The organism is Marinobacter sp. M-5 (assembly GCF_032911545.1).
GTDB classification, from domain to species: domain Bacteria; phylum Pseudomonadota; class Gammaproteobacteria; order Pseudomonadales; family Oleiphilaceae; genus Marinobacter; species Marinobacter goseongensis.
The window spans coordinates 206,257-227,101 of sequence record NZ_JAWJEK010000002.1; the positions used below are offsets into that span (position 1 = coordinate 206,257).

Sequence of the window (20,845 nt, forward strand, 5' to 3'; positions counted from 1 at the left end):
CCATATTTGCCGCATGAGACCACGGTATCAATGACGCGGAGTGTTCAATACTCCACATGTTTGAGGTTGTACGGGCAAAGGCGCATCAGATAACCAGAATCGATTAAACCGCCTTTGCAAGCTTGACTGCAATCTGGGACCCGATGCGAACGAGATGCATCCATAGCCTTAAATAGAGTGGCTTACTTGGTGCCGACCGCTGCTTCGCATCATCTCTGTGGTGAACCTCCTCCAGTCGACAATACTCAAAGCCAGCCAACACTTCCTTCTCCGGCTCCCGCGTAACGTAAGGCATGAGGACGTTGATCTGATCGCGATAGTGCTCATCCACAAACGTCTCAACTGCTTCAATCGTCGCGAAGACTGCCCGTTTTCCAACGAGCGCTGGGATCCAACCTGTCAAAAATCCTGCAAATCGCCAGATCGGCAGCAACAAGCTCGGACGATAACAAAACTGTAGGTCTTCGAAAAACTTGAGGTGCTCGGTTTCTGACTGCAAATGAGCCACAGCAAACTGACGCAATTCTGCGCTAGGGCGCGTCGCCAGAATGCCTCGGTAAATCCAACAGGCGCCAGTCTCGCCGGCATGGCTACATCTCAGCTCCCGCTGAAATCGGACACTCACTCCAGTGGTTTCGAGACGCCTAAGCTGGGTTTTATCAAGCATTAACTCTGACACTCAACGCTCCCGATACTGGCTACTGATAAACATAACAACGGGGCTAATCCCGCCATCCGGGTATTCGTTCATCCAAAAGAACGACCACAACAGACACCTCCGTCTCGCTGAGTGCATATCTGTGTTTGAATGCGTCGAGCAAGTCGGCGGTTGTCTCTTCTCTGAGCCGTCTCTCGTAGTCGTGAACATTGAAATTCTGAAGTGCACACAGGCTCTGTGCCGACAGCAGCACCGTGATAACCGATGCCAGGAGCAACAGTGTTGCGGCTGAAAATGCGAACGGCGCGTCAATCAGGAAGTTAACATCACTGTATGCGTACACCAGCACACAAGGCACTGCAACCAATCCCATTATCACGCCCAGCCACTTCAAGCCGGTTGCCCGAATCAGTCGATGATCCTGGAAATCTCTCAGACGGGGGAAGGAACGTTCAGAGGTGTGATCTTTATGGTCCATTGCTTGGCACGACTCAAACAGCTGACACTGAATCCAATACGACCGCTGACCAGTTCTGGGTTAGCTCTCTCTATGTCAATGGATGCCATGCTTCTGCAGGATTCCAGCATGACCGACTAATGCTCTAGCGATCCCTTAAACCATGTAAGAACGAGCTTGGTTCCGCTCGACAGCCCCCCGAACAAAAAAAGCCGCGCTTGGAGGCGCGGCAACATAAAGGGTCCAGACATTTAGCATGAAACGACACTAGCTACGCTTACAACGGTCCGCCGGATCAAAAAGTTTTGGTTAACGGTGAGCAGTAGCGCGAAAAGCAACTAGGCTTTAGTCAGAGCTCCCCGTTTACACCTCGATATCATGACGAGTCCAACCTAATAGCCTACTTTTCTCACCACAAGTCGCGTTCGTGGTCGCTGGGGCATTAACCCAGTTAACAGCTATCCGCGTATACTAAAATTCTACAATCGGGACACAGACGATACGATATGGCTATCGATTTTTACGACTCAAACACGTTGTCCAGCGGCTTTGCTGGTTGGCGAGTGGCAGGATATATACGCGGTAAGCGCTACCAAAAATACTTCCCACTTCGAAATCCGCACCCCCTGGTTGATGACGAGGTCTGGAGGGAGTACCAGCACCTTCGGGCTCGATATTATGAAGCGAAAATGATGGCCCGTTCCGCCGCCTGCAGATATATCGACTTCATTAGCAAGACCAACGATCGGACTTTCCCGTGCAGAGGGCTTGGGTTCCAGGGCATGACAATGGCTATCCTGCCAAGCCCAGGGACACATCGTTATTATTACCAATTTGTGATTAACAATCAGGGTAAAACTCAGCGCTTTCCGATCAGAGCAGACCAATCCTTCGACAAAGCTTGGGAGTTGGCGATGGACGCGTGGGTATCCACTTACGACATCAGACCCAAGGATGCCGCGATGATCCGACAGCTGAAAAAACCGACACCTTCTGCTTTCAAAACCCTGCGACAGCAAATGAATCTTCACGAGGGGCACAACATACCGGTTGACGCACTCCACTTTGCCTTTGCGGGCCAGCGAGAAAACTTGAAGCGTAAAAGGGCCGCTCGGCCGGCCATCAAGCCGTGGCTATCCACGCGCGAGAAATCCGCTGGGGCAGGGGACCTGTCTGACTTCTCAACTTCTCTGCTCTCTGAGATCGAGCGTTATCGCTCTGGTAGCCACAGGCTGGATGACCTATGAGGCGATCTCATCCGCTAGAGATTTATTCAGTCAATTCTCGACTCCAGACCGATTCCACCTACCAGTTTGCTTAAGGCGGAACTCACTGTACGGGCAATCCAACTGTCTGACTTGATTTTTTTTCCTCGACCACTTGAGTAAGCTTCGAGGCCACCTCGCCCCAATAATGAACTCTGAATCACATGAAATTAAGCCGACTGTGGCTAAACATCGTACCCAGAAAAAACAGGAAGGATCAGAAGAGGATATTCGAGAGTGGGCAGTTTGGTTTTCGAGTTTTCAATCGAATACGGTTCTTTTACGTTGACGGTGACCGGCCACCATGGCGCTGAGTCGTTCGTTGGACATTTGAGCATGACCTTTGAGGGCATTCGGATGCTAACCGCGGATAATGGCGCAGCGACGTTCTTCGGCGAGCGCCCCTCCGTCTCAGACATCGTGACCGTGATAAATGATAGTTTTCCGAACGCCCCCAGGCTGGGTCTGGACGTTTTGGGAGCCGCGACTCTTTTGGCTGCGCGGTGGCCCGTTGAAGTCCACAACGCGCGCGCAAAACCCTCTCGGCATTAAGATCCAATGGCAATCTCCGTTGCCCTCTGAATCCTCTCACCCGCGCTCAAAACAATGTGAAGGTCGCGAACAATTTTTGCAGATCTAACGGCACTGTTGGCTGGTCGGGGATAGACTCGGATTCTAGATCATTCACCGTGATCGGTGAGGGTATTGGCCCGTTTGAAGGGTAGACCCGTAGGTATTGAGCACGAACGGCAATAGCCTCACAAAGTCCCTTTTCGAATCGTTTTTGCTCAAGCTCAGGGTGTTTCAAATACTTTGATTCACTGATATGAACAGTGTCTAGCGCCACAGGTCGGGACTTTCCGCTTGGCGTTTCGACTCGCTGAAACATCCGCACAGAAACGGTATTTGCTCTGCCGTTGCGCGCCCTTTGACGGGCAATAAGTACGCCCTCTACACCGGTATCAAGTTCCTTGATCCGTCGCTTGCTCCCCGGCGCTACACGTCGATTATCAACGTAAGGGCTATTGAGCCTAAGCAGGTGCCACGTCAGAATTTGCCAAGCAGCCTCCAGTGATTCAAGGGGCGCTCTACCGCGATCACCTTCCCGCAACCTGAGTTTGCCATCGGAATGCTGAATATCGATCTGCCAGCCACCGCTTTGTCGATTCCTGGTTACACGTTGAGGCACCCAAAGAGTCTCGTTTAGATTTACAGAGTCTCGACGGAAGCGGGTCGGAAAACCATTGATGCTCATCCTCGGGATTGGGTTCCGGAAATCAGGAGTTGGAATGAATTGAGCTGCAGGTTGGTCGTTAAGCATTTCGGCAGAATCAAGGATAGTATGAATGACATTAGCACGTAATAGCAGGCACCGAGGATGTCCCTCAGGGTCAGGTTCAGTCAAAGATCGAGCCATCTCACATAAGCCAACCGAACCAACCCCTTATGACCCAATACTGATATTTTCAGCGGCACATTAAATGTTAAAACTGCCCCCCGGAGCTGCGGGCTGAGCGGTTCTTTCTGGACAGCAATGGCGCTATTAGCTTGAACCTGCCAGTGGACAGCGGAGAGCAAAGCACCATCGAGGATAATAGTAACTTGCGGATTGCAAAAATTCGCATACGATGTATTAAACGATAAAATACGATGTCGGACAATCCGGCATTCAATCAGACAATCTGAAAGTTACGGAAAGCAAAAACGATGCGTGGGCAAGGGAAAAATTATTTGGCGAGGATGAAGAAACACTCTTCACTCACCTCCGGCCAATACGTCAATGACGAATCTGCCAGCCAAAAAAGCTATTTCGGGGTGTTCGTAGAGAAGAGACCCTACTTGCTGATCGACTCAAATGAGCGCCCAAGCGCACGGTTTATAGCGGAGAACATTGCCAATTCAGCCAACTTTCGAACACTTTTAGAGGCGACTGCAACACCCTGCACTGAGATTTCCGTTGGCCTTGTATCAGGTGATCAGATCAACTGGGATCTACCGCATACCGCAATATTTTCCAGCCCGCCAGGACAGCTTGAAACTGGCATGCGACCCATCACATCAATCAAAGCGATTTTGATCACGGGTGCGCACTTTGCGATTGCCGAGACTCTCTGTGTCGATCAAGCGCTTGGATCCATAATTGACCCTGAAAATTTCCTAACTGAAGATCCCACGAATCTGCCTCATCTTAGCCAACGCGACCAGATGATGATCGTCACGAGCTTATCTGCAGAAAAATTTTTGGGAGTTCATTAGGCCAACCCGAGCTCCTTGGCTTGCCGCCAGTTTTGCTCGACCGCAGACGGCCAACCCGCTTAATGGCTCACTCACCGTCAAACTATGACAAAACCACCACAACTCGCCCATCGACGCGCAACGCCTCCCTATCCCCGGGTGAGATCCGACCTGCACCTAACTTTCTAAACCTTTTGACCTCAGCGATGTACTCATCATAGAGAGATCGGAAGTAACAACTATTATCGCGCACCGCCCATGTCATTGAAATATAGGTTATTAATAGAAATTTTCTTATGCAGAATTGATATTAATCTCTGTCATCACTTTGGGAAACTTTTCACGTTGGCTCGTATCCCAATCCGGGTTGATATGACATTTTATAGTGAATGAAAGGGAGCCCCACTACATGAATTCCGATCTGCTTGCACTTCTTAGCGATCCCGAATACCACCTCAATGAAGTAATCCAAGAGGATGCCGAGGCGGAGTCGGACAGAAAAAATATCCTTTCTTTTGAAAAGGTTTCTGAAGATGGAGAAGTCGTTGGGTACATAAAAGCCTGGCACGATAGCGAGGACTATGCAGGTTTTGTGCATTTCGACACCCAAGGCAACATCGTTGATTGGAAAGCTTTCGACAAATCGCCCAGTTCAAAAAAACCGGGTTCCATCAAACCTCGCTGACTACACTTCACAAAAAGCGCGCTAGACGTGAGCCCGTTTCTAGTTAGGGCAAAATAACAAAGCCCTGCACACCGGCAGGGCCTCTTTGGTATAGCTGCGGACGGCTGCAGACAATTGTGACGACGCATCGCCATATCCAGATTTTTACAGCCTTTGTTGGACCCAAAGAGGGGTAAGGTTCAGGAGGATTTGCAAAACGTACGATTCCCTATCACCGGTCGAAATTGGCCAAAGTGTAATCCGTCATCGCAGCTTCGACTGAGGTTTTTATGGTCTGAAGCACTGTGTCAGCGTCCGTAGCTGCAAAGATCTCGCCATAGTCTTTAACGTAAAGCACCGTCGAGTCGGAGTCCTTGCTACCAAACTGAATGGCGAGGGAAAAGACGGAGGTGGGGTCTACGTTGAGGCATCTGACGCTGACACTCAGGTGGACTTCCCCGCGGCGTCCTGGCCTTGGCTCAACTTCCGATCTCTTGATGACGCTCGCCACGGCATCTTTTAGATCGCGCTCCGTAATCACGCAGGCATCTTCCTCAAAACGGGCAACGTAACCCAGGATGTTAGGATCAGCCTTTTCAATAGCACTCATGTACCAGGATGGCGGGAAACCGCCGTGGGCCACACTGGTGATCAGAAGCAGCGCAAGCACGCATAAACTCAGCCGGGGAAACATCATTGAGCTCCAAATTTTAGATAGAGACTGATTTTTTAACCAGCAACTCGCCTTGAAGCAAGGCCGCCACCTTGATTAAAACCTTTACGTACCCCGGAAATCTCGGACCACCATACAAACTCCCCACAATCTTGATCTGGACGAATTAGGCGTGCGCACCGTCACCTGGTCGAAAACGTCCTATACGGCCTTGATATACTACTCATAGCCCTCCCCGCGAAACATCGGCCACAAGGCTTTAAGTACCTGACAGACCATGTCCAGTGCCAGCTCGACCAGATATGGCGTAATCGCCAGTCCGGGCACTCAAAATCAGGCACTATATGCGATTGTTTTTGTTTAAAAGCAAACAGCGGGAAAAGGCCTCTTGCGGCGGAGTACCTTTATGAGAGACCTGATAAACACTTTGAAGAACCAACTGACCATTCATAGCCCCCCCGATCGGTTGGGCTTTCATATGAAGGCGGTTTGCACTGTGACCCCAGCCCAGACGTTCGGGGGACTCCACTCGGTTCTAATCACAGGGCCGGATATTGCACTCCTCCGGGGACTTGCCAATTCGCCCGTAGGTTGTCTTCTTTTGGTCAACCAAAACCGGACAAAATTTGACAGGTTGTCTATGACGGATTGGCTGTATAAGCTGATGATTGCGGGGTATGAGGCAGCAGTCATATTGGTCTATTTCGGACAACAGGAACCAGACAATTCTGTGCCCACAACCGGCTTAAATCGTGCAACTAACGGTTTAAAAAGGCTTTTTCAGGAGAGCCTTCACAATAGCTAACTGCTTGAACCACCTCACATTACCCCCATCAATACCACGTTAAAACACCGTAGAAGAGTGCCCTCCGGAGGCAGAGGTCAGAGGTTCGAATCCTCTCGGGCGCGCCATATATATGAAGGACTTGCGTGGAAACGCAGGTCCTTTTTTTATTGCAGAGTAAGCAACCATCCGCTCCACCTGGTTCGGGCAATCAGATCGCCATACCGGTTGGTACGGTCAGCGCTTTGTTTTCGTCACCACCACGAGAAGCCAAGCGGCGCTCTGCCAACAAAAATACCCGGTCATTGCGCACCAAGTAGGCAAACCCTTGGCGACGCCAACTCGACACACACCAGTGCACTTGGTCGTTGAGATTATTGCCCTCAGGCATCCAAAGCGTCCGGGCTAGCTGCATTTCGCCAGACAAGATGGCATCGCGCTCTGATCGGTTAAGCCCTTCCCTGCTGAACACGGCCAGCTTGCCATCAACTTTAACGAGGACTCGAATCTCGTAGTTTTCATCCTTGTCTACTGCCTGGAAGATAAGGGGCGCATCGTCTTGGTGTTCTCTCATTGTTTCGGTTAAACACTCGTTGAATGAAAAAATGAATCTCGGCTTTGGGGTCAAGGCACCAAATTCCGCACGACACAAACAGTGAGCAACACGAGGCGCGATAAAGAACTGCCCAGGCTCGGTGTCATTATCATCGGCATAACCCGACAAGCGTGATCGCCACCCACGATTGTCCGCACAAGGTGTGACCGTATTTGCCGGATGAGCGCATGGGTACCCACAGACAGTGGTGTGCAACACTCAATAAACAGAACCGATTAAACCGCCTTTGCAAACTTGACTGCAATCTGAGACCCGATGCGAACAAGATGCATCCACAGCCGTAGATAGAGTGGCTTACTCAATGACGATCGCTGCTTGGCGTCGTCTCTGTGGTGGACCTCCTCTAATCGACAATATTCAAACCCAGCCAACACTTTCCGCTCCGGCTCTCGCATAACGTGAGGCATGAGGACATTGATCTGGTCCCGATAGTGCTCATCCACAAACGTCTCAACTGCTTCAATCGTCGCGAAGACGGCCTGGTTTCCAACGAGCGCCGGGAGCCAACCTGTCAAAAATCCTGCTAATCGCCAAAGCGGTAGCAACAAGCTCGGACGGTAACAACACTGCAGGTCGTCAAAAAACGTTAGATGCTCGGTTTCTGACCTGAGATGAGCCACCGCAAACTGATGCAATTCTGCGTCAGGGCGCGTCGCCAGAATGCCTCGGTAAATCCAACAGGCGCCAGTCTCGCCGGCATGGCTGCACCTCAGCTCTCGCTGAAATCGGACGCTCACTCCGGTGGTTTCGAGGTGCCTAAGGTGGGTTTTATCAAGCATTAACTCTGACACTCACCGCTCCTCACTTACTGCTGATACAAATAACGACAGGGCTAATCCCGCCATCCGGGTATTCGGTGATCTAAAAGAGCGACCACAACAAAAACCTCCGTCTCACTGAGTCCATATCTGTGTCTGAATGCGTCGAGCAAGTCGGCGGTTGTTTCCTCTTGGAGCCGTCTCTCGTGGTGGTGAATATGGAGATTCTGAAGAGCAGAGAGGCTCCGCGCCGACAACAGCACGGTGATCACCGACGCTAATAGCAAAAGTGTTGCTGCTGAGAATGCGAAAGGCGCGTTCAGAGGTGTGATCTCGATGGTCCATTGCTTGGCACGACCCAGACAGCTGATACAGTAATCAATACGACCGCTGACCAATTCTGGGTTGGCGCTTTTCGGATCAATCGCTGACATGCTTCTGCCGGATTTCCGCATTACCGACCAGTGCTTTCGCACTGCAGTGAGCCGCTCAGTATTAGTCAGGTTTGGCTCAATACCCCTGCCCACTTAACAAAAAAAGCCGCGCTCGGGGGCGCGGCAATTAGAGAACAATCCAGACGTTTAGCACGAAACAGACAACGTTACGCTTTCGGCAGTCTGGCGGATCAAAAATTCACCATCACAATGGCCCACTTTTTCATCATGAGCCGCACTCGTGGTAGTTAAAGAAAAGCCAGCGTGACAGCGCAGGCCTTTTTCGTTATACCCCGGCCAGTCAGCGCCCAACTCCCTCCGCTTTCCGTTTCACCCGGGCTGACCCCGCCTCAACCCCTTGCGAATCTGGCGCAAACAGCGTTCAATCATGGCCTTACTCTCGCAGGAACTCAGCAACAACAATGAACGCGTTGGCCGAAGCATTCCGACTCATCATCACGCTTGACGCAGATCTGTTCGAAATTCTCTGGTTGTCTATCCGCGTCAGTCTGATCGCACTGGCCATCTCGGCCGTGATCAGCCTGCCGCTGGGCACCTGGCTGGCGATCACCCGCTTTCCGGGGCGGAAGTTCTGCATCTTGGTGCTGAACGCGCTGATGGGCATGCCGCCGGTGGTGGTGGGTTTGATGGTGTATCTGCTGCTGTCACGGTCCGGCCCTCTGGGCTGGATGGGCCTGCTGTACACACCCACCGCGATGATCATTGCACAGGTGGTGCTGATCACCCCCATTATTGCCGCGCTGTCGAACCAGGTAATCGAGAACCTGCATCAGGAGTACCGCGATACCTTTTACTCCATGGGCGTCACCGGGCGCCGGGCGGTGGTGGCCTACCTGGTGGATGCGCGCTACGCATTGACCACCTGCATTCTCGCCGGCTTCGGCCGGGCCATCGCGGAGGTGGGCGCGGTCATCATTGTCGGCGGCAACATTGATCACCTCACCCGTGTGATGACCACCGCCATCGCGCTGGAAACCTCAAAGGGCAACCTCAGCCTCGCCCTAGGCCTGGGGGCCGTGCTGCTGGCGCTGTCATTGCTGGTCAATGCGCTGGTGATCGGTGTCCGCGAATACGCGGCGAGGCGCCAGTATGCCTGACTCACTCCTGCCCATCCATATCCGCGACCTGCGCCTGAGCAAAGGGGATAGAGCCCTGCTGGCCGGCATCAACCTGACCATTGAGGACCCCGGCATCACGGTGATCATGGGACCCAACGGTGCAGGCAAGACCCTGTTGCTCCGCTGCCTGCATGGCCTGATCAAACCGGACCGGGGGCAGATTACTCTCGGCCCCCTGGCGCCAGAGAGCAGCCGCGACCAGCAGGCCATGGTGTTCCAGCATCCGGTGCTGCTGCGCCGGACCGCGTTACAGAATCTGGCCTTTGCCGCGCCGGAGCTTGCCAGGTCCGAGCCACAGCGATTGATCAATGCGCTGGCCGCCGTCCACCTGGCTGATCGGGCCGATCAGCCAGCGCGTATGCTATCGGGAGGAGAACAACAACGACTGGCCCTGGCACGGGCCCTGCTGAGTCAACCGGCGTTACTGCTGTTGGACGAAGCCACCGCCAGCCTCGACCCGGCATCGGTACTGGTGATCGAGTCTCTGGTCAAAGCCCAGAGCGCGCAGGGAACCAAGGTGATTCTGATCAGTCACGACCAAGGTCAGGCTCGACGTCTGGCCGATGAAGTCGTATTTATATCTGACGGGCAGCTCAAAGAGCAGAGCCCGGCGGACAGCTTCTTTTCTGCGCCCCGGACCCCGATGGCCAAAGCCTATCTGGCGGGTGAAATCCTGTTGTAGAGGTCAGCTATGAAGCATTTTATGACTTGCGTTGCGTTTGCTTTGAGCACGTCCGCTCTGGCAGACACCCTGGTGGTGCAGTCCACCACCTCGACCGAGAACAGCGGCCTGTACGATTATCTCTTGCCGATACTGGAGCGAGAGACCGGTGTTAAGGTCAATGTTGTGTCCGTGGGCACGGGGCAGGCGATCAAGAATGCCATGCGGTGTGATGGGGATGTGCTGCTGGTTCATTCCCGGCCAGACGAGGAAAAATTTGTCGCCGACGGCTACGGCGACTACCGTCGGGATCTGATGTACAACGACTTCGTCATCATCGGGCCCAAGGCCGACCCCGCCAGCGTGGCAGGCGCGGGCAACGTCACCGAGGCATTGCAGCGCATCCGGGAAACCGGCGCCCGGTTTGCGTCACGTGGGGACGACTCCGGCACCCACAAGAAAGAACGTTTGTTATGGCAGGAAGCCGCCATCGACCCGGACGCCGGATCCGGGCAATGGTACCTTGAAACCGGCAGCGGCATGGGCGCCACCCTGAATACCGGCGTCAGCCTCGGAGCCTATGTGCTGAGCGACAGGGCCACCTGGATCTCGTTCGGCAACAAGCAGGACAGTACCATTGTGTTTGAGGGCGCGCCGCCGCTGTTCAACCAATATGGGGTGATCCCGGTCAATGCGGGCAAGTGCCCTTCGGTAAACCGCGAAGCCGCGGAAGTCTTTGCCAACTGGTTGCTGTCGGAATCCGGGCAAGCGGCCATCGGCGCTTATCAGGTGCAAGGCAAGCAACTGTTTTTCCCGAACGCCAACCAGCCGCTGAGCAGCGCGATTGAGTCGAAATGATGATTGAGACCCTGTTACCCAACCCGGACGACCCCCGGCTGTCCCGCGCCGTCGAAGGCGTTGACGAGACCGGCCAAGCCAGATCGATCAGTGTGATCGAGGAACGTCCGCTGACCATCTATCTGAACAGCCAGGAAATCGTCACCGCCATGACCATTGGCGATCACCCCCAGTATCTGGCCCTCGGTTTCCTGCTGAATCAGGGTATGCTCAAAGAGACCGACCAGGTCACCGGGATTGATTACGACGAAGAGCTTGAGGTAGCCGTGGTCCGCACCGCCACAGCCACCGATGTGGAAGCCAAACTGGAAAAGAAAACCCGCACCTCCGGCTGCGCGGTGGGCACGGTGTTTGGTGACATGATGGCAGGGCTCGAGGGGCTAACGCTGCCCGACACGCCGGTACACACCAGCAGCTTTTACGATCTTTCCTACCAGATCAACCACACTCCCAGCCTGTACATGGAAACCGGCGCCATTCACGGCACCGCCCTGTGTCAGGGCCGGGACATCCTGGCTTATATGGAGGATGTCGGGCGCCACAACGCGGTCGACAAGATCGCCGGCTGGATGCACCTGAACGGCATACCGGCGGCCGACAAGGTGCTCTATACCACTGGTCGGCTCACCTCGGAAATGGTGATCAAGACCTCACTGATGGGGATCCCCACGCTGATCAGCCGCTCGGGCTTTACCGCCTGGGGCGTCGACATTGCCCGCCAGGTGGGGTTGACGCTGATCGGGCGCATGCGTGGCAGGAAATTCACCTGCCTCAGCGGCCAGCACCGACTGGTGTTCGATCAGGATCTTTCACAGGTGCCCGATGAGGACAAGAAACTGCGACGCAAAGGAGCGGCCCATGACTGACTGTGCCGTGATCCTGGCAGGCGGCCAGGCCAACCGCATGGGGGGCGGCGACAAGGGCCGGTTGATGCTGGGCGACCAGTCGCTGGTCCAGCGCGTGATTGAGCGGATCAGCCCCCAGGTCGACGCCGTGGTCCTGAACGCGAACGGTGACCCCAGCCGCTTTGATGACCTGGGCCTGCCAGTGGTGGCCGACTCCATCAGCGATTTTCCCGGTCCGCTGGCGGGCGTGCTCGCGGGCATGGACTGGGCGGCGGAACAGGGTCACGACTGGCTGATCAGCGTGGCGGCAGACACCCCCTGCTTTCCCCGGGATCTGGCGGCACGGCTGGCCGGGCATGACACCCCGGTGGTACTGGCCGCCACGCCGGACCCGGAGCGTGGCCGCCTGCCCCAGCCGACTTTTGGCCGCTGGCAGGTCGCCTTGCGGGAAGATCTCAGAGCCGCGCTGAACGACGGCGTGCGCAAGATTCGCCAGTGGACCCAGGCCCAGGGGGAGACGCTGGTGGTGTTTGGAGAAGACGACTTTTTCAACATCAATACGCCGGAAGACCTGGCCTGGGCGGAGCAACACCTGAAGTGAACGTTATCGGCATTGTGGGTTGGAAAAACTGCGGAAAAACCACTCTGGCCAGCGCACTGATTCGCGAGCTGGCCCGCCGGGGGTTAACGGTCAACGCCATCAAGCACGCCCATCATTCGGTGGATGTGGACCAGCCCGGTACCGACAGCTACAGACACCGTGAGGCCGGGGCCCGTGAGGTCATCCTCGCCGGCGGGCAGCGTTTCGCCATCATGCACGAGCTGCGTGGCGCCGGCGAACCCGCACTGAAGGATCTGCTGGCGCGTCTGGGCCCCTGCGACTGGGTTGTGGTCGAAGGCTTCAAAACCCATGCCCACCCCAAGATTGAAGTGCACCGGCGCGAGTGCGTCCAGGCCCCGCTGTATCCGGAAGACCCCAGCGTGGTGGCGGTGGCGGTGGACTATACCGCGGACTTCCAGGGCCCGGTTTTTGACGTGAACGACGTCGCCGGCATCGCTGACTTTCTTCTGAATCCTGCACACCCGGAGCGCTACAACTATGAACGGGAGAGCAATGAATCCGCTTCGTAACGACTGTTTCGCCCTGCCCCCCGGCGTGAACTGGACGCCGGTGGAAGAGGCGCTGGCGCGTTTGCGCTCGCGTTTGCATCCGGTGGTGGACGTGGAACCCGCCGTGCCCCTGTCACAGCTCAATGGTCGGATCCTGGCGAGCGATGTTCTGGCGCCCCGCGCTCACCCTCCCAGCAGCAATTCCGCCGTCGATGGCTATGCCTTTGCCGGCCCCCTGACTGACGTGCCCTGCACCCTGCCACTCGTAGATGGTCGCAGCGCCGCCGGGGAGCCCTACCGCAAGCCGGTGCCACCGGGCCACGCCATCCGCATTCTGACCGGCGCGGTGATTCCGGCGGGCACAGACACGGTGGTGCTGGAGGAGGACTGTGAGGTAGTGAACGGTGAGCTGAAACTGAACGGCACCCTGAAGCTGGGTGCCAACGCCCGCCAGGCCGGCGAGGACATCAAGGCGCAGGGCCGGATTCTCAGTGCCGGCACCCGCCTGACGCCAACTCACCTCTCGGTACTGGCCAGCGTGGGCATTTCATCGGTGGACGTGTACCAGCGGCTGCGGGTCGGCGTTCTGTCCACCGGCGACGAGGTCAAAGCCGTTGGCTCGGAGGTCACCGACTGGCAGATTTACGACGCCAACCGCCCGATGTTGAGCGCGCTGGTTACCCGGCTCGGGTATGAGCTGGTGGATCTCGGCCATGCGCTCGACCGCGCCGACGACGTCAGGGCAGCGCTGGAGCGCGGCGCCGAACACTGCGATCTGATCCTGACCAGTGGCGGTGTTTCCGCTGGCGACGAGGACCATGTGTCGAAAACCCTGAAAGCGCACGGCGACATCAGCAACTGGCGCATCGCGATCAAGCCCGGCCGGCCGCTGGCGCTGGCTATGTTCAAGGGCACGCCGGTGGTGGGCCTGCCGGGCAACCCGGTGGCCGCCTGGGTCTGCGCTTTGCGGTTTGGCACGCCGGCGATGGCGCTGTTGGCCGGGGGGCACTGGTTCGAGCCACAGGCGTATGTCATGCCCGCGAACTTTTCCAAGAACAAGAAGCCCGGGCGCAGCGAGATGTTACGTGCCCGGGTCCGTGACGGCCAGGTGGACGTGTTCGGTTCCGAGGGATCGGGCCGGGTGACCGGCCTGGCATGGTCCGAGGGGCTGGTGGAACTGGATGAGGGCGCCCAGCAGATCGAGCCGGGTACCCAGGTGCGGTTTATTCCTTACGGCAGCTTCGGGTTGTAATCATTCCACACTGCCATGCACGGCGAAGGCTTCCAGCGAGGCATCCTGCGGCGCGCGGGAGCGATAGGTTTCCTCCACCCCCAAACCGGTCAGCGTGCGGCTGACCATCAGCAAGGTGTTGTCTTCGAAGTCCTCGCACATACTGCGCATCTGATCGATTTCTTCACAGGCCACCGGATAGGCGGCGTCGATATCCGGCGCGCCATAGCGGTCCACAAACGTCTGCGCCAGCGTCTGCCGCAACCGCTCGAGTTCCGCTTCGGTGATGTCGCACACACCGACAAAACTGGCGCGCCCAGCCGACTCGATGCTGTACCAGCCGTTGCTGAAGGCCTGGCGGGCCTTACCCTTCAGATCCGCATCGGTCCAGTTGGAGAACTCGAATCCGCCCGATATGGCCCACTCACCACTGGGCGCCGGGCGCTCAAATACGTTGTCGTCGGATATGTCCAGTCTCAGGGTTCGGGCCAGTTTCATACACGCTCCGCGAATTCGATCAAACTCACTGTTTCGGTCATCACATCCCGGCGCAACAGCATCCGGCCTTTTTCATCCAATCCGACAAAGAGCCCGGGCCGGGGCTGGTCAATCTCTTTGCCGAGGGTGTCGCAGCGGGGCCGCCATTCGCTGTGCACGCGCTCGAACCCGCTGTCCATGAAATAGGTCAGCCACAACAGGGTGTGCTTGGACCAGCTCTCAAGCAGTGCCATGGGCTGAATCTCGCCACAACCTTCTTCTATCAGGCAGGTCTGGTTCGGGTTTTCGCCCGGCTCGTCGCTGGCGGGAAGAAAGGGCACATCGATGCCGATCACCAGCCAGTTGGGCGTCGCGGCCGGGTCTGATACATCCGCGGCAAAACGCACACCACCGCAGACCGCGCCATTGACCTTGATGCGATCGGGCCATTGAAAGTGCACGGGCACTTCCGGAGGTGCCAGTGCGCCCAGACTCTCGGCGAGACCGACCTGCGCCACGTAGACCGCCAGAATCGCGTCCTCCAGCGGCGTTTCCGGCGCCAGCACCAGGGCAGCGCGCAGGGTGTCGCCCTTCTCCGAGTAGAACACCGTGCCGGAATCCACCCCGGCAATGGCTCGGCTGACGGCCTTGTCGAACGGGTCGGTGTGCCTGGGTACCACTTCACCCGAGAGCAGCGGCGGAAACTGAGGTGACTCCATCATAGGATCGCCTGTGCGTAGACGTCAGAGGCAATAATGTCATCGGCGATACGCTGGAAAGACCGGGACTGAGGGCTATCAGGCTTCGACACCACAATAGGTACGCCGCCGTCCGACCCGATCCGGATATCCAGGTCGAGAGGAATTTCCCCCAGGAACGGGGCCCCCAGCTTTTCGGCTTCAGCCCGGGCGCCACCGGATCCAAAGGGATGGTGTTCTTTCCCGCAACCGTCGCAGATGAACGAAGCCATGTTCTCTATAATGCCAAACAGCGGCACCTCCATCCGGTTGAACATATCAATGCCCTTGCGCGCGTCCATCAGCGCAATGTCCTGGGGGGTGGAGACCACAACAGCGCCGGCCACGAAGAACTTCTGGCTCAGGGTCATCTGGACATCACCGGTACCCGGGGGCAGGTCCACCAGCAGCACGTCCAGCCGGCCCCAGTCCACCTGGTTCATCATCTGTTCCAGAGCGCCCATCAGCATGGGCCCGCGCCACACGATGGCCTCGTCATCCGGCGCCATCAGGCCCAGAGACATCAGGGTCACGCCGTGATTGCGCAACGGCAGGATGGTGTGCCCGTCGGGACTGGACGGGCGACCGGACACGCCCAGCATGCGAGGCTGGCTGGGGCCATAGACGTCGGCATCCAGCAGGCCCACTTTCAGCCCTTTCGAGGCAAGCGCAACCGCCAGATTGGAGGCGACCGTGGATTTGCCGACCCCGCCTTTACCGGAGGCAATGGCAATGATGCGGGCAATGCCCTTCGGGTTCTTGTCCTGCGGCCGGGGCGCATCAGTACCGATCAGATTGCTTTTATCGGCGTTAACGTACTGAACCATGTGATGTCCTGTTTGGTTGTTAGCTGTCGAGGTAGTCGTCGCTGGTGCGAACGCGAGGACGCTCACCTCCCGCCATGGGCGAGTTTTCCCCGTGGAACTGGGATTTCACGCGACAGTCGTCACACATTTTGATGAGCTGGACATTATCCGACCTGGTGTACATCCAGTGCTGGTTTTCGAGCTTTTCGATAATCCGGTTAATGGTACTGGCCACGCCAAACGGCGTACCGCACTTGATGCATTCAAACGGCTCCTCACCATGCAGTGCGCGGGCACTCAGGGCAGCTTTCGACACATCCAGCTGAGGCACCAGCGTGATGGCGGTCTCCGGGCAGGTGCTCTCGCAAACGCCACACTGCACGCAGGCATTTTCGGTGAACTGAACCTCCGGGCGGTCCGGGTGATCGCCAAGAGCACCGGTCGGGCACAGGGAGACACAGGCCAGACAGAGCGTGCACTTGTCGGAGTTGATTTCGATGGCGCCGTAAGGCGCGCCTGCGGGCAGAGGAATGGGCGTGTCGATGCGGTCGGCCATAGCACTGACGGTCACCCGCGTAATGTCGCGACGGCCGCCCACCAGCAGTACCGGATCACTCACCCGCCCGCCATTGTCGCCGGCGGCACTGAGTTCGTCGGCCGCGATCACCCGCACCCGGTCGGGCGCGTTGTGGGTGCCAGTGAGCATGGCGCAGGCCAGTTCCACTTCGGCGGTCACGGCTTCACGGTCAGTGTCACTGTCTGCCAGGATCAGCACTTCGGCGTAACCGGCACCGAACGCAGCCATAATCTCGGCGTGGCCGACATGGTCAACGTGCTCCAGCCCCAGCGGCACCAGATCGTCTGCCAACCCGTCGCCGTAGCGGGCCAACCGGGCGATGGCGTCACCGCCCGCACCCAGGGTATGGAACACCAGGCGCGGAGCCTCGCCGGCATGTTCGCGATAGACCCGGGCCATGACATCCATGACCTGGGTCAGGGCCTCGAACGGGGTTTCAGTCATGGTTACCGCAGAGGTCGGGCACACCGCGGCGCAGGAGCCGCAACCGGCACAGATATCCGAATCGATCTCGATGTGATCGCCCATGGAGAAAATCGCCTCCGTGGGGCAGACGTCCAGGCAACGGGTACAGCCGCTTTGGTTGGCGCGTGAGTGCGCGCACAGCGAGGTCTCCAGCCGGAAGTACACGGTTTTTTCGAACTCACCCACCCGCTCCCTGGCGGTCAGCGCAATCCGCTCCAGCTCTCCGGTTTTTGCAGGGTCGGCCCAGAAATAGCCGTTGCGTTTCTGATAACTGGGAAACGCCGGCTCACCGCCGCGCAGGTCGATGAAAACATCACATTCGCTACGGGCAGAGACCTGGACCTCACCGTACCCGAGGGCGCCACGGCCAGCCGGATTGAGCGGTTGCAACCGGGCAAATTCCAGCCGGAAGTTGCCCAACGCGCCCCGGGCGGCGGTTAACTCACCCCGGGCCATGTCATAGTTGGCGGAGGGCAGCTGTACCGGTCCGGCATCATTAACGATGCAGGTGACGCCGAGTTCGTCCCCCACCAGTTCCGCCATTCTGACCGCCTGCTCGGTGGGACCAACAATGCAACACACCCCGGCCGACTGAATGGTTTTCGCGGGTGCCATCGGCGCCGGCAGTTGGGCTGCGGCAACCAGCGCGGCCTGCTTGGCATGCAGACGCTGCGGCTTCGCCCCGGGCGAGCTCCAGCCGGCGCGATCACGGATGTCGATGGTCGCCAGGGGTGCGGCCTGCTGAGTTTCCGCGTAGACGTCCTCGCCCAGACGCTCGAACAGAGCGGCCTGCTGGCCACAGGCGATGAGCACGTCGTGACGGCCGCTCAGGTGTTCGGCGGCCGTACGCATCTCTGAGCCACAGAGCTGATCCACAACGACCACCTGCTCAGCGCCTGCGGCCGCCTGCAGTGCCGCCGAATCAATGGACTGGGATTTGTCGCAGGTGCATAACAGTAGGGTTTTAGGTGATGTCATCAGGGTCATACTCTTTTCGTTATTTTTATACGTATACGGTTTTGATACCGCCTGCTTTCGAGCATGCCACAGCGGTTCGGCATTGGACAATTGGATGATTGGATAATTGTTAGCCGTCTGCTAGCTTCAAAGAAAAAGGGAGTTGCCATGACCCGTCGCACAGAGAGTTGGAAACGAGAGTTACTCGTGGGTGCCGTTGTTCGCCGCGCGCCGGGCGTGACCCGATGGGCGCGGGATATCTGGAAACCCGTCGCGGTGGTTCCGGGCGCCCCGGAGGCGTTCTGGAAAGAAATGGTGCGCGACGGCGACGTGGTGGATTACCACGCCGGCACCGTGGCCATGGAACTGTTCCGTGCTGACGTGGAGTCCTACCTGGTCTCGTTGAATATGGCCACGCCCTCGGTGTGGATCATCATGGATCGGGATGAAACCCGCCGCTCCCCCTCCGGCTGGTTCGTCAGCGCCATCACCGCCAGTGCCTATGAAGCTCAGGACGCGCTCGACAGTGGCGAGAGCATCGTCGAGGCGGTGCCGATTCCGGAATCCCTGGCGGCCTGGATCAAAGAATTCGTCGACATGCACTACATCGAGGAGCCCTTCAAGAAGCGCCGTCGCGACAAGCACCGCGTGGACGGCATAGAAGACGGCAAGGGCGACGCCCGCATTCGCCAGGAAAGCGATGTGTTCCGGGCTCCGTCCAATATCAAGAAACCGAGAGTGCACTGATGGCCGAATCACGCTTACAGCGCTGGGCCCGCAAAAAGGCCGAAGCCAGCAAAGAGGCCGAACCCGCTTCCTCCTCAACCATTGAAACCGCGGTACCGCCCGACGAACAGGAACTCGCGGTCAACGAAACCCTGTCCGATCACGAATTGCTGGCAAAGTACGACCTGCCCGACCCGGACGCCATCGAACTGGGAACCGACATTACCGGTTTCTTGCGCAAGGAGATTCCCGAGCTGCTGCGGCGCCGGGCGTTGCGCTCGCTCTGGAAATCCAACCCGGTGCTGGCGGTGCTGGACGGCCTGAATGACTACGACGAAGACTTCACCGACGCTGCCACCGCCGTCAAGGGCGTGCAAACGCTCTACAAAGTGGGCGAGGGACTGATCGACAAAAGCGCCCGGCCCGACCCAATGCAAGAACCGCCGACGGCAGAGCAGACACCCGAACCGGCGGAACCTCCCGCACCCCAGGTGGCCGCCGCAGAAGTGAATACGCCCGGTCCGGACAACGCGGCCGGGTCCCTCCCCGCCGCCGACCAGGAGGACCCCGCGCTGGCCCGCGCTGAGGCCGAGCCGCCGCCGCGCTATCGCCCACGAATGCGTTTTGACTATTAGCCCGTTAGTCAGAATCTCTGTTGCGTGGCTGTGTGATCAGGGCTATAAATTAATGAACAAAATTTAAACAAAATAACAAAACGAGAGAGACACCTTGTCCAACACGGCTGAAGTTCAGTGCCCGCGCTCGGTCAGCAACGAAGACCGGGCGCGCGCCCAGATGTACCAGTTGCTAGGCACCCTGCTCGGTAACCCCCCGTCACGCGAGCTGCTCAACGGGCTTGCCGCCCTGCAGGGTGACGACACCCCTTTGGGTTCCGCCTCCCGGAGCCTGGCCGCACTGGCAGAACGCACTGCCCCCGGCGACGCCGAACGCGAATTCAATAACCTGTTTGTCGGTCTTGGCCGCGGCGAGTTGCTGCCCTATGCCAGTTATTACCTGACCGGTTTCCTCAATGAAAAGCCCCTGGCGGAACTGCGCAGCGATCTGATGGCGCGCGGTATCCAGGCCAATGACGACGTCAAGGAGCCGGAAGATCACATGGGCACCCTGTGTGAAATCATGGCGGGCATCATTACCGGTGAATTCCCCTGTGACAGTGAGCTGCCCTCCCAGAAAGCCTTCTTCGATGCGCACCTGGCAAAGTGGGCGGCCCTGTTTTTTACCGATCTGGAGAAAGCGCAAGCGGCGGTTTTCTATGCCCCGGTGGGCTCCCTCGGGCGAGCTTTCATGGCCATAGAGGCTGACGCGTTTGCAATTCAATAACCGGGATCTACCCGATCCCCATACCAAGGTGGAGGTGTCCAATGGACCACCCGAAACGCGATAACAGCCGGCGCCGGTTCCTGCAGCTGGCGGCCACGGCGGTTCCCGCTGCCGTAGCCGCGGCCGTTGCACCCAACGCCGCAGCTGAGGTCGTCAAGAGTGATGCGCCGAAAAGCCGCGGTCTGCGTGACACGGAGCACACACGTAAATATTTCGAGTCGGCTCGCTTCTAGGGACGCGTGTGTCGTTCAAGGTTGCGAAAGGCCCTTGAATGACCGCACTTCCGGCTGAACGAGAACAAAAAAAGAGAGGTATGTGACATGTTAAGGAAGAAAACCAACGGGGTAGCGAAAGGCTCCCGTGCGGGATCT

At 57.6% G+C, this 20,845-nt stretch carries 26 protein-coding genes; 15 read left to right on the top strand and 11 right to left on the bottom strand.

Annotated features, from left to right (window positions below; translation table 11 throughout):
* Positions 1 to 103: 103 nt before the first annotated feature.
* Both R0125_RS10260 and R0125_RS10265 read right to left on the bottom strand, forming a co-directional pair.
* Positions 104 to 679 (bottom strand): demethoxyubiquinone hydroxylase family protein, encoded by a 576-nt coding sequence (locus R0125_RS10260; RefSeq protein ID WP_317238090.1) that lies wholly within the window; start codon positions 677 to 679, stop codon positions 104 to 106.
* Positions 680 to 722: 43 nt separating this feature from the next.
* Complete coding sequence (locus R0125_RS10265) at positions 723 to 1,136, bottom strand: hypothetical protein (RefSeq protein WP_317238091.1); 414 nt, start codon at positions 1,134 to 1,136, stop codon at positions 723 to 725.
* 485 nt (positions 1,137 to 1,621) lie between these two features.
* On the opposite strand from R0125_RS10265, the gene R0125_RS10270 reads away from it, so the two are divergent.
* Positions 1,622 to 2,362 carry a hypothetical protein gene (locus tag R0125_RS10270; protein WP_317238092.1) on the top strand — a complete coding sequence of 247 codons (741 nt, stop codon included), beginning with the start codon at positions 1,622 to 1,624 and terminating at the stop codon, positions 2,360 to 2,362.
* Between the two features lie 616 nt (positions 2,363 to 2,978).
* Here the strand turns inward: R0125_RS10270 and R0125_RS10275 are convergent.
* Entirely contained in the window at positions 2,979 to 3,635 is a 657-nt protein-coding gene (locus R0125_RS10275) for a hypothetical protein (RefSeq protein WP_317238093.1), read from the bottom strand.
* A 452-nt stretch (positions 3,636 to 4,087) separates the two neighbouring features.
* Here R0125_RS10275 and R0125_RS10280 point away from each other — a divergent pair, with 452 nt between their 5' ends.
* Positions 4,088 to 4,636: a hypothetical protein gene (locus R0125_RS10280; protein WP_317238094.1), complete on the top strand. Its 549-nt coding sequence runs from the start codon at positions 4,088 to 4,090 to the stop codon at positions 4,634 to 4,636.
* Between the two features lie 388 nt (positions 4,637 to 5,024).
* Entirely contained in the window at positions 5,025 to 5,300 is a 276-nt protein-coding gene (locus tag R0125_RS10285) for a hypothetical protein (protein ID WP_317238095.1), read from the top strand.
* Positions 5,301 to 5,511: 211 nt separating this feature from the next.
* Here the strand turns inward: R0125_RS10285 and R0125_RS10290 are convergent, their stop codons facing one another.
* From R0125_RS10290 to R0125_RS10300, 3 genes are all read right to left on the bottom strand, one after another.
* A complete protein-coding gene (locus tag R0125_RS10290) occupies positions 5,512 to 5,976 on the bottom strand; it encodes a hypothetical protein (protein WP_317238096.1) in 465 nt (154 codons plus the stop codon).
* A gap of 971 nt (positions 5,977 to 6,947) precedes the next feature.
* Positions 6,948 to 7,460 carry a hypothetical protein gene (locus tag R0125_RS10295; protein WP_317238097.1) on the bottom strand — a complete coding sequence of 171 codons (513 nt, stop codon included), beginning with the start codon at positions 7,458 to 7,460 and terminating at the stop codon, positions 6,948 to 6,950.
* Positions 7,461 to 7,567: 107 nt separating this feature from the next.
* On the bottom strand, positions 7,568 to 8,026 hold the full coding sequence (locus R0125_RS10300; protein ID WP_317238481.1) for a demethoxyubiquinone hydroxylase family protein: 459 nt from the start codon (positions 8,024 to 8,026) through the stop codon (positions 7,568 to 7,570).
* On the opposite strand from R0125_RS10300, the gene R0125_RS10305 reads away from it, so the two are divergent.
* Positions 7,964 to 8,134, top strand: coding sequence for a hypothetical protein (locus R0125_RS10305; protein WP_317238494.1), 171 nt, complete (start codon positions 7,964 to 7,966; stop codon positions 8,132 to 8,134). The genes R0125_RS10300 and R0125_RS10305 overlap by 63 nt on opposite strands.
* A gap of 50 nt (positions 8,135 to 8,184) precedes the next feature.
* Here the strand turns inward: R0125_RS10305 and R0125_RS10310 are convergent, their stop codons facing one another.
* The gene (locus R0125_RS10310) at positions 8,185 to 8,544 is read right to left on the bottom strand and encodes a hypothetical protein (protein WP_317238098.1); all 360 of its coding nucleotides are present in this window, start codon (positions 8,542 to 8,544) and stop codon (positions 8,185 to 8,187) included.
* A gap of 422 nt (positions 8,545 to 8,966) precedes the next feature.
* Here R0125_RS10310 and R0125_RS10315 point away from each other — a divergent pair, with 422 nt between their 5' ends.
* The 7 genes from R0125_RS10315 to R0125_RS10345 are packed head-to-tail and all read left to right on the top strand — an operon-like array spanning position 8,967 to position 14,409.
* A complete protein-coding gene (locus tag R0125_RS10315) occupies positions 8,967 to 9,662 on the top strand; it encodes an ABC transporter permease (protein ID WP_317238099.1) in 696 nt (231 codons plus the stop codon).
* On the top strand, positions 9,655 to 10,365 hold the full coding sequence (locus R0125_RS10320; protein ID WP_317238100.1) for an ATP-binding cassette domain-containing protein: 711 nt from the start codon (positions 9,655 to 9,657) through the stop codon (positions 10,363 to 10,365). The genes R0125_RS10315 and R0125_RS10320 overlap by 8 nt, the downstream gene beginning before the upstream one ends.
* Before the next feature lie 42 nt (positions 10,366 to 10,407).
* Positions 10,408 to 11,202 (top strand): substrate-binding domain-containing protein, encoded by a 795-nt coding sequence (locus R0125_RS10325; RefSeq protein WP_317238101.1) that lies wholly within the window; start codon positions 10,408 to 10,410, stop codon positions 11,200 to 11,202.
* The gene (locus R0125_RS10330) at positions 11,199 to 12,068 is read left to right on the top strand and encodes a formate dehydrogenase accessory sulfurtransferase FdhD (RefSeq protein WP_317238102.1); all 870 of its coding nucleotides are present in this window, start codon (positions 11,199 to 11,201) and stop codon (positions 12,066 to 12,068) included. Before R0125_RS10325 ends, R0125_RS10330 begins: the two co-directional genes overlap by 4 nt.
* The gene (gene mobA / locus R0125_RS10335) at positions 12,061 to 12,648 is read left to right on the top strand and encodes a molybdenum cofactor guanylyltransferase MobA (RefSeq protein ID WP_248183354.1); all 588 of its coding nucleotides are present in this window, start codon (positions 12,061 to 12,063) and stop codon (positions 12,646 to 12,648) included. Before R0125_RS10330 ends, mobA begins: the two co-directional genes overlap by 8 nt.
* On the top strand, positions 12,645 to 13,178 hold the full coding sequence (gene mobB, locus R0125_RS10340) for a molybdopterin-guanine dinucleotide biosynthesis protein B (protein ID WP_317238103.1): 534 nt from the start codon (positions 12,645 to 12,647) through the stop codon (positions 13,176 to 13,178). Before mobA ends, mobB begins: the two co-directional genes overlap by 4 nt.
* Positions 13,162 to 14,409: a molybdopterin-binding protein gene (locus tag R0125_RS10345; protein WP_317238104.1), complete on the top strand. Its 1,248-nt coding sequence runs from the start codon at positions 13,162 to 13,164 to the stop codon at positions 14,407 to 14,409. The genes mobB and R0125_RS10345 overlap by 17 nt, the downstream gene beginning before the upstream one ends.
* On the opposite strand, the gene R0125_RS10350 is transcribed toward R0125_RS10345, so the two are convergent.
* From R0125_RS10350 to R0125_RS10365, 4 genes are read right to left on the bottom strand one after another with little or no spacing between them, the layout of a single operon-like run.
* Positions 14,410 to 14,886 carry a DUF6505 family protein gene (locus R0125_RS10350; protein WP_317238105.1) on the bottom strand — a complete coding sequence of 159 codons (477 nt, stop codon included), beginning with the start codon at positions 14,884 to 14,886 and terminating at the stop codon, positions 14,410 to 14,412. It lies immediately after the preceding gene.
* The gene (locus R0125_RS10355) at positions 14,883 to 15,587 is read right to left on the bottom strand and encodes a biotin/lipoate--protein ligase family protein (RefSeq protein WP_317238106.1); all 705 of its coding nucleotides are present in this window, start codon (positions 15,585 to 15,587) and stop codon (positions 14,883 to 14,885) included. Before R0125_RS10355 ends, R0125_RS10350 begins: the two co-directional genes overlap by 4 nt.
* Positions 15,584 to 16,429, bottom strand: a complete 846-nt coding sequence (locus R0125_RS10360) for an Mrp/NBP35 family ATP-binding protein (protein WP_248183345.1) — start codon at positions 16,427 to 16,429, stop codon at positions 15,584 to 15,586. Before R0125_RS10360 ends, R0125_RS10355 begins: the two co-directional genes overlap by 4 nt.
* A gap of 19 nt (positions 16,430 to 16,448) precedes the next feature.
* The gene (locus R0125_RS10365) at positions 16,449 to 18,428 is read right to left on the bottom strand and encodes a 4Fe-4S binding protein (protein ID WP_317238107.1); all 1,980 of its coding nucleotides are present in this window, start codon (positions 18,426 to 18,428) and stop codon (positions 16,449 to 16,451) included.
* 147 nt (positions 18,429 to 18,575) lie between these two features.
* On the opposite strand from R0125_RS10365, the gene R0125_RS10370 reads away from it, so the two are divergent.
* The 4 genes from R0125_RS10370 (at position 18,576) to R0125_RS10385 (ending at position 20,707) form a co-directional block, all read left to right on the top strand.
* On the top strand, positions 18,576 to 19,154 hold the full coding sequence (locus tag R0125_RS10370) for a DUF3305 domain-containing protein (RefSeq protein WP_248183342.1): 579 nt from the start codon (positions 18,576 to 18,578) through the stop codon (positions 19,152 to 19,154).
* On the top strand, positions 19,154 to 19,768 hold the full coding sequence (locus R0125_RS10375) for a DUF3306 domain-containing protein (RefSeq protein WP_317238108.1): 615 nt from the start codon (positions 19,154 to 19,156) through the stop codon (positions 19,766 to 19,768). Before R0125_RS10370 ends, R0125_RS10375 begins: the two co-directional genes overlap by 1 nt.
* 94 nt (positions 19,769 to 19,862) lie before the next feature.
* Positions 19,863 to 20,474: a molecular chaperone gene (locus tag R0125_RS10380; protein ID WP_317238109.1), complete on the top strand. Its 612-nt coding sequence runs from the start codon at positions 19,863 to 19,865 to the stop codon at positions 20,472 to 20,474.
* Between the two features lie 41 nt (positions 20,475 to 20,515).
* On the top strand, positions 20,516 to 20,707 hold the full coding sequence (locus tag R0125_RS10385) for a ubiquinol-cytochrome c reductase iron-sulfur subunit N-terminal domain-containing protein (RefSeq protein WP_248183336.1): 192 nt from the start codon (positions 20,516 to 20,518) through the stop codon (positions 20,705 to 20,707).
* Positions 20,708 to 20,845 lie beyond the last annotated feature (138 nt).